The 6,656-nt window shown below is 72.5% G+C and carries 9 protein-coding genes; 3 read left to right on the top strand and 6 right to left on the bottom strand.

The features are described 5' to 3' along the window. Positions 1 to 385 precede the first annotated feature (385 nt). The 3 genes from FV233_RS27445 (at position 386) to FV233_RS27435 (ending at position 1,957) form a co-directional block, all read left to right on the top strand. Complete coding sequence (locus tag FV233_RS27445; protein WP_147856927.1) at positions 386 to 619, top strand: hypothetical protein; 234 nt, start codon at positions 386 to 388, stop codon at positions 617 to 619. Between the two features lie 62 nt (positions 620 to 681). Continuing rightward, positions 682 to 1,551: a nucleoside triphosphate pyrophosphohydrolase gene (gene mazG / locus FV233_RS27440; RefSeq protein ID WP_147899414.1), complete on the top strand. Its 870-nt coding sequence runs from the start codon at positions 682 to 684 to the stop codon at positions 1,549 to 1,551. 76 nt (positions 1,552 to 1,627) lie between these two features. Then, on the top strand, positions 1,628 to 1,957 hold the full coding sequence (locus FV233_RS27435) for a hypothetical protein (RefSeq protein ID WP_147899413.1): 330 nt from the start codon (positions 1,628 to 1,630) through the stop codon (positions 1,955 to 1,957). 199 nt (positions 1,958 to 2,156) lie between these two features. Here FV233_RS27435 and FV233_RS27430 read toward each other — a convergent pair whose 3' ends face one another. The 6 genes from FV233_RS27430 to pabB form a co-directional block, all read right to left on the bottom strand. Continuing rightward, on the bottom strand, positions 2,157 to 2,699 hold the full coding sequence (locus tag FV233_RS27430) for a ferritin-like domain-containing protein (RefSeq protein ID WP_147899412.1): 543 nt from the start codon (positions 2,697 to 2,699) through the stop codon (positions 2,157 to 2,159). A 184-nt stretch (positions 2,700 to 2,883) separates the two neighbouring features. Then, entirely contained in the window at positions 2,884 to 3,072 is a 189-nt protein-coding gene (locus FV233_RS27425) for a hypothetical protein (RefSeq protein WP_147899411.1), read from the bottom strand. A gap of 210 nt (positions 3,073 to 3,282) precedes the next feature. Next, complete coding sequence (locus FV233_RS27420; RefSeq protein ID WP_147899410.1) at positions 3,283 to 3,699, bottom strand: DoxX family protein; 417 nt, start codon at positions 3,697 to 3,699, stop codon at positions 3,283 to 3,285. Beyond that, positions 3,696 to 4,559: an aminotransferase class IV gene (locus FV233_RS27415; RefSeq protein ID WP_147899409.1), complete on the bottom strand. Its 864-nt coding sequence runs from the start codon at positions 4,557 to 4,559 to the stop codon at positions 3,696 to 3,698. Before FV233_RS27415 ends, FV233_RS27420 begins: the two co-directional genes overlap by 4 nt. Beyond that, positions 4,546 to 5,157 (bottom strand): aminodeoxychorismate/anthranilate synthase component II, encoded by a 612-nt coding sequence (locus tag FV233_RS27410; protein ID WP_147899408.1) that lies wholly within the window; start codon positions 5,155 to 5,157, stop codon positions 4,546 to 4,548. The genes FV233_RS27415 and FV233_RS27410 overlap by 14 nt, the downstream gene beginning before the upstream one ends. Next, complete coding sequence (pabB, locus tag FV233_RS27405) at positions 5,154 to 6,530, bottom strand: aminodeoxychorismate synthase component I (RefSeq protein WP_147899407.1); 1,377 nt, start codon at positions 6,528 to 6,530, stop codon at positions 5,154 to 5,156. Before pabB ends, FV233_RS27410 begins: the two co-directional genes overlap by 4 nt. Positions 6,531 to 6,656: the final 126 nt, after the last annotated feature.

Below are 6,656 nucleotides of genomic sequence, written 5' to 3'. Positions count from 1 at the left end.
GTAAACCACCAGGCTGCCCCGGTCAAGTCCCACTGAAATCTTCGGAAAGTCCGTCCGACCGGCTCGCCTTTGCTTGGCCACCGCGTCGGGAGGCGCCGTATAAGACGCCCCGCATTCCCATGTCAACAACCCTTTTGCCGGCATTGCGAAGACGGCTCCGGCTTGCGCCGGGCGGCTGGCTCGCGATTCAAACTCGAGGGAGCCACCGACCCGCGATGCGCGGCTCCGGCGACGATTGCACAGGTGGTGTCGGTCCCCCGGCTCCGCAAGGGCCGGGTGCGGATCCCTGTTTCGTCGGCGGCCTGCGCCGCGGCATCGGCGCCGGCCCCGGTCGAGGCAACGCGAGGGCCGCTCGCGCGGTTGGTATCGCGATGTGAGGGTGTCCATGGCCACGATTGCGATCCTGATCGGCACGCGGGCGGGAGCCCGGCTCCTGGCCGCCACCTCGGAGCGGGAGGCGGCCCTGTCGGCCGAGGCCTTCCTGCGGCGGCTGCCCGCGCGGGTGCTGCCGGCTCCGCTCTGGGTCCAATGCGCCGACCCCGGCGTCACCGGCCGCCTCACCGGCTATCTCAGCGAGCTGCAGGCCGAGCAGGTCCGCGAACGCGACGCCCGGGTCTGACCCGAAGTCCAATCCGGACCGCCGGATTTCCTTGTCCCGCATCCTGCTCTAACCCGGTGGGCATGACCGACACACGCGATTCGAGCCGGCCCGGGACCCCGGCCGCCTGCGAGCCCGCCTCGCTGGGCAGGCTCCTGCGCCTGATGGCCGCCCTGCGCGACCCCGAATGCGGCTGCGCCTGGGATCTCCGGCAGACCTTCGCGACCATCGTGCCCTACACGATCGAGGAGGCCTACGAGGTCGCCGACGCGGTGGCGCGGGGCGACCGGGACGACCTGCGCGACGAACTCGGCGACCTTCTGCTCCAAGTGGTGTTCCACGCCCGGATGGCCGAAGAGGAGGGCGCCTTCGCGTTCGACGACGTGGCCCGGGCGATCGGCGACAAGCTGATCCGGCGCCACCCGCATGTGTTCGAGCCGGACGGCACCCCCCTCCGAGCGGGCTCGGCCCTGCGTGACCCGGCCCAGGTCGAGGCGCAGTGGGCCGCGATCAAGGCGCAGGAGCGGGCGGCCCGGGATCCGGCCACCGGCGACCCGGATCCCCTCGGGGGCGTCGCCCAGGCCCTCCCCGCCTTGACCCGGGCCGAAAAAATCTCACGGCGGGCGGCGTCCCACGGGTTCGACTGGGGCGACGCCGCGCAGGTGATCGACAAGGTCCGGGAGGAGGCCGACGAGGTCGCCGAGGCCCTGGCGGCCGGCGACCCGCAGGCCGTGTCGGAAGAGATCGGCGATCTGCTGTTCTCCGTGGCCAACCTCGCCCGGCATGCCGGGATCGATCCCGAGACCGCGCTGCGCGACGGAACCGCCAAGTTCGAGCGCCGCTTCGCCGCCATGGCGGAGCACCTGAAAGCCGCGGGCGGAGCACTCGGCCGCTCGGATCTCGCCGCCATGGAGGCCGCCTGGCAGGCGGCGAAGCGGGACGAGAAGGGATAGCGGGCGCGGCTTTCCCCCGCATGGCGCCCCCGGGCCGAGGGCTCGACAGGCGGCGGCCGGCGCTTATCCTTGGTCCATGCGCATCCTTCTTTCCGCCTTCGCCGCCCTCGCCGTCATGGTGTCCCTGCCCCGGGACGCGCGCGCCGAGACCATCGTCCAGGAGCGGTTCGGCTGCCACGCCCCGGAGGTCACCGATCGCCTGTTCAAGCTGGTCATGGCCGGCGAAGAGGTGGCGTTCGGGCAGCTCCTGAAGAGCAGCCTCGCCAGCGGCGAGTGCCGGTCGTGGAAGCTCGGCGAGGCCGTCCGGCTCGAGAACCGGACGGTGACCTACGGGTGCCTCGCCCTGACCAGCGGGCAGGATCGCTGCTACTGGACGCCGCTCAGCGCGATCGAGCCAGCGAAGTGATTTTTTGGGGGCGGGCGCCTCGGACCTGTGCCGAGGCGGCCCGGTCACCCGCCCCGGAATGGCGGGCCACGTGACGGAGACCGTCGGCCCGATGTCCGCCTGATCCAGGCACCCCACAGGGGCTGGGGCCGAGCCCTTCGGAAACCCGGATCTCCGAGCCGGCGGAGGAGCGGCCTCCCCTCCTCCGCCGCAGCCGCGCTCAGGCCGCCTTCTTCGGGGCCTTGCCCTTCGGAGCCTCCGCGTCGTCGTCCGCCGGGGTTCCCTCGACGTTGATCGTCTCGGCGATCCTGGAGAGCAGCGCGTCGGCCTTCTTCTCCTCCTGCAGGGTCTCGTCGAGGAGCTTGGCGGCCTCGTCGTGGCCGAGCTGGCGGGCCCAGGTCTTGAGGGTGCCGTAGCGGGCGATCTCGTAATGCTCCACCGCCTGGGCGCAGGCGGCCAGCACCGCGTCGGCCGCCGGGCTGTCGGCGAAATCCTCCAGATCCTCCTCCATCTCGGAGGTGATGCCCTGCATCGCCTCGCAGGTCTTGGCGCGGGCGGGCTTGCCGATGATCTCGAACACCTGGGTCAGGCGCTCGACCTGCTGGGCGCTCTCCTCGGCATGGGTCTCGAAGGCCTGGCGCAGCTCCGGGTGCTCGGCCGCCTTGGCGGACTTCTTGAGCGCCTTCACGGATTGCTTCTCGGCGTAATAGACGTCCTTCAGAGTCTCGTAGAAGGCGTCGTGCAGCGTCTTCGGCTTGGCCATGGCTGTCCGTCTCCAGTGCGGGCCGCCGTCTCGGGGACGCGGCTTCCGGACGGGGAACGCCGGTCCGGCCCGTCGTTTCCGGGCGATATCTTCGCGCTGGGGAGGAACCTTTTGGGCCGGCTGGGGCAGCCTTCCGAACGATGGCAGCCGGCTTTCAGGCCGTGACGCTGCGGATCCGAACCGCTCAGTCGGCCTTCCGGCCCGGGCCCGGTTTTCGCGCGGGCCCGGCCTGCGGCGCCCGGGAGGCCGGGCCTTTGGCCGGCTTCGGGCGCAAACGGTCGAGGACGGCCTCGATGGCGCGCTCGACCGCGGCCTGCTCCGGCAGCGTGTCGGCGTGCGGTGTCGTTCGGCCGGCCTCGCGGCGCTTCGTCATGCAGTTCGCCCGTATCGGGGCCGGGCGACGCGATGTTCCAGCGCGTGCGGCGGCCGCACCACAGTCTATCCGCAGTGATCCCGGGATCAAAGCCTGCCGTGAGCCTGCGATCCGGGGATCCTGTGATCACGGTTTCTCAAGGATTGCTCGCCGGCCTGTCCGCGAGGCGCGACGAATGCCGGGCCGCCCGGCGATCGACCGGCCGGCGCCTCAGCGGCAGCGCGCGCCGAACGGCCAGGCGATCAGGCCGCCGGCCCAGAGCGCCGCCCAGACGAAGACCGGCTGAAACGCCAGCCTGGGCCCGTGGTACCACCAGGAATCCGGGATTCCGTCGACGTGGACGGCCTCGAAGGCGTGCTTCAGGTTGGCCGGGTAGACGCAGACCGCGTAGAGGGCGAGCCCGATCGCGGCCGCCCGCCGCAGCGACCGGGTCAGGAGGCCGATCGCCCCGGCGATCTCGCACAGGCCGGTGGCCAGGATCACCAGGCGCGGCGCCGGCACCCAGTCCGGCATCAGCGGCAGCATCGCGTCGGCGGCCACGAGGTGGACGATCCCGATGCCGGCATAGATCAGGGCGAGCGCGTAGCGCAGCCGGCGGCGCCAGGCCTCGGTGTCCGGTCCAGTCATCCGACCTTGTCTTCCGTGACGCCGCAGGCGCGGGCGAGTGCGGTTCGGAGCGCCGCCATCAGCCGGGCCACGCCCGGGTGTTCCGCGCTGGCGAAGGCGCTGGCGCCGATGGCGGTCACGGGGGCCAGCAGCCGCAGGGAGTTGGTGACGAACACGGCCTCGGCGCCGAGGAGTTCGGACAGGCTCAGGGAGCCCTCCTCCGGGCGCAATCCGCACGCCCCCGCCAGCCCCAGCACCTCCGCGCGGATGATCCCGGCGAGCACGCCGTCCGCCAGCGGCGGCGTGACCAGCCGGTCGCCGAGCACCGCGAAGACATTGCCGGTGCCCGCGCAGGCGACGCGGCCGCGGGTGTTGCAGAACAGGGATTCGTCGAAGCCCGAAGCGGCGGCTTCGCGGGCGGCCAGCACGGCGTCCAGATACCCTAAGGTCTTCAGCCGGGCGGCGGGCGAGGTGTCGTTGCGGGCGATCCCGGTCGGCCACAGCCGCAGGGGCGCGAAGGCCGCGCCCTTGGCGCTCGGCGCCGCGGTGGCGAACAGGGTCGGATGCGGATCCGGCGGCGGCTTCAGCCCGCGCGGTCCGGAGCCCCGGGTGAGGGTGGTGCGGATCGCCAGCCTGTCCGCGTCTCCCCTACCCTGCCCGGCGAGCGCCCGCATGGCGGCGCGGACCCGTTCCGCCGGGGCGGGGATCCCGAGGGTCTCCGCCCCGGCGACGAGCCGGGCGATATGGGCGTCCTCGAAGGCGACCCGGCCGCCCAGCGCGAGCGCCGTGTCGAACAGGCCGTCGCCGAGCGTCAGGCCCCGATCGGTGTGGTCCAGGGATGCCTGCGTCCCGGGGACGATCGCCCCGTCACGCCACAGCATCGTCGCGCCCGTGCTCGCCCCGCCAAGCGCGGGCCAGTCCTAAAAAATTGGCGAACAGGGCGTGGCCGCCCTCGGTCAGCACCGATTCCGGGTGGAACTGGATGCCGTAGGTCGGGTGGGTCCGGTGCGAGAGCGCCATGACCTCGCCCTCCTGCGAGACCGCGTCGACCGAGAGGTGCCTGTCCATCTCGGGACCGGGGGTGACCACCAGGGAGTGGTAGCGGCCCACCGGCATCGGCGCCGGAAGTCCGGAAAACAGCCGCTCGCCCTGATGCGCGATCGGCGTTGCCTGCCCGTGCAGGGGACGCTTGGCGCGCTCGACCGTGCCGCCAAAAACCGCGCCGATCGCCTGGTGGCCGAGGCAGACCCCGAGGATCGGCACTTGGCCGGACAGGTCGCGGATCGCCGGCAGCGAGATGCCGGCCTCCGCGGGGGTGCAGGGGCCCGGCGAGACCACCAGGGCGTCCGGGGCGAGCGCCCGGATGCCGGCGACGTCCAGCGCGTCGCTGCGCACGACCCGGACCGTCTCGCCCAACTCCTCCAGGTAGCGGACGACGTTGAAGACGAAGGAGTCGTAGTTGTCGAGGACGAGGATCATGCGAAGGCCTCGAACACCCGGGCGGCCTTGGCCAGGGTCTCGTCGTATTCCGGGCCGGGCTCCGACAGCAGGGTCACCCCGCCCCCGGCCTGCAGGACCGCCCGGGTCTCGTCCATGAACACGGTGCGGATCGCGATCGACGTATCCAGCGCGCCGTCGAAGCCGATCCGGCCGATGGCGCCGCAATAGAGCTCCCGGGCGTCGCCCTCGATCTCGGTGATGATGTCCATGGCGCGGATTTTTGGGGCCCCGGTGATCGAGCCCCCGGGGAAGGTGCCCGCCAGCAGGTCGAGGGCGTCGAGCCCGTCGCGGAGCGTCCCGGTCACCACCGAGACGAGGTGGTGGACGTTGGCGTAGGTCTCCAGCCCGCACAGGGTGGGCACGGCGACGCTGCCCGGCGCGCAGACCCGGGACAGGTCGTTGCGCAGCAGGTCGACGATCATGACGTTCTCGGCCCGCTCCTTGACCGAGGCCAGGAGCGCCTCGGCCGCCGCCCGGTCGGCCGCCGGGTCGTCGAGCCGGCGGGCGGTGCCCTTGATCGGCCGGGTCTCGACGTGGCGACCGTCGAGCCGGATGAAGCGCTCGGGCGAGGACGACGCGACGGTCAGGCCGGCGAGTTCCAGATAGGCCCCGAAGGTCGCCGGGTTGGTGGCGCGCAGGCGCCGGTAGAGCGCGAACGGGTCGAAGCCCGCCGGCAGGTCGGCGCTGAAGCGCTGGGCGATGTTGGCTTGGTAGATGTCGCCCGCCCGGATATAGGCGCGGACCTTTTCGACAGCCGCCTCATAGCTTTGCCGGTCGAAGTTCGAGCGCCACGCGAGGTTTTTCATGAGTTGGCGTGGCGCGTCTGCCGGTGCCGTCTCCGCCCCGAGCCGGTCGGCGAAGGCGGAAATCCGCGCCTCGGCGCGGGCCCGCCGGGCGGCCGGCTCGGTCTCGGGAAATCCCGTCGCGACGAGCCGGCAGGTGCCTGCGGCGTGGTCGATCACCAGCGCCGTGTCGTAGAGGTTGAATGCGATGTCGTCGGTCAGCCCCGCCCGCCGGGCCGGGGCCGCGACCCGCTCCAGTTGCGCGCCGAGGTCATACGCGAGGTAGCCGATCGCCCCGCCCGGGAACGGGTTGTCCGGATCGGGCTCGACCCGGTAGGGCTCCAGGCAGGCCCGCAACGCCGCGAACGGCCCGCCCGGGACCGGGCGCCCGTCCAAAGTCGCGCGCCCGTCGCTGAACCGGAAGCGTGCGAACGGGTCGGCGGCCACGATCGAGTGCCGCCCCAGCGCGTCGTGCCGCATGGCGCTGTCGAGGAAGGCGAGATCCGGCAGGGGCCGCAGCCGGGCGGCCGCCGCGACGGGATCGACGAAGGGGATCTCTCGGGTCCACATGACCGGGTTCGGGCTCATGTCCTGAGGGCACGCGCCCCGCACGCTGCCGTTGCACAGGCGATGCCGCGGGGAAAGCGGCAGTTCCGCGCAAGGCCCCGCCCGTCGCGGGCGGTCGGGGCCCGTCCC

Origin of the sequence: Methylobacterium sp. WL7, from assembly GCF_008040085.1 — a bacterium.
Classification (GTDB): Bacteria; Pseudomonadota; Alphaproteobacteria; order Rhizobiales; family Beijerinckiaceae; genus Methylobacterium; species Methylobacterium mesophilicum.
Note: the sequence above shows the minus strand (reverse complement) of the source record. Positions and strands in the feature narration are given on the sequence as shown.

What these genes read in the sequence shown, in the direction of transcription:
- FV233_RS27445 (WP_147856927.1), top strand. Translation starts at nt 386, where the DNA reads ATGGCCACGATTGCGATCCTGATCGGCACGCGGGCGGGAGCCCGGCTC.
- mazG (WP_147899414.1), top strand. Translation starts at nt 682, where the DNA reads ATGACCGACACACGCGATTCGAGCCGGCCCGGGACCCCGGCCGCCTGC.
- FV233_RS27435 (WP_147899413.1), top strand. Translation starts at nt 1,628, where the DNA reads ATGCGCATCCTTCTTTCCGCCTTCGCCGCCCTCGCCGTCATGGTGTCC.
- FV233_RS27430 (WP_147899412.1), bottom strand. Translation starts at nt 2,699, where the DNA reads ATGGCCAAGCCGAAGACGCTGCACGACGCCTTCTACGAGACTCTGAAG.
- FV233_RS27425 (WP_147899411.1), bottom strand. Translation starts at nt 3,072, where the DNA reads ATGACGAAGCGCCGCGAGGCCGGCCGAACGACACCGCACGCCGACACG.
- FV233_RS27420 (WP_147899410.1), bottom strand. Translation starts at nt 3,699, where the DNA reads ATGACTGGACCGGACACCGAGGCCTGGCGCCGCCGGCTGCGCTACGCG.
- FV233_RS27415 (WP_147899409.1), bottom strand. Translation starts at nt 4,559, where the DNA reads ATGCTGTGGCGTGACGGGGCGATCGTCCCCGGGACGCAGGCATCCCTG.
- FV233_RS27410 (WP_147899408.1), bottom strand. Translation starts at nt 5,157, where the DNA reads ATGATCCTCGTCCTCGACAACTACGACTCCTTCGTCTTCAACGTCGTC.
- pabB (WP_147899407.1), bottom strand. Translation starts at nt 6,530, where the DNA reads ATGTGGACCCGAGAGATCCCCTTCGTCGATCCCGTCGCGGCGGCCGCC.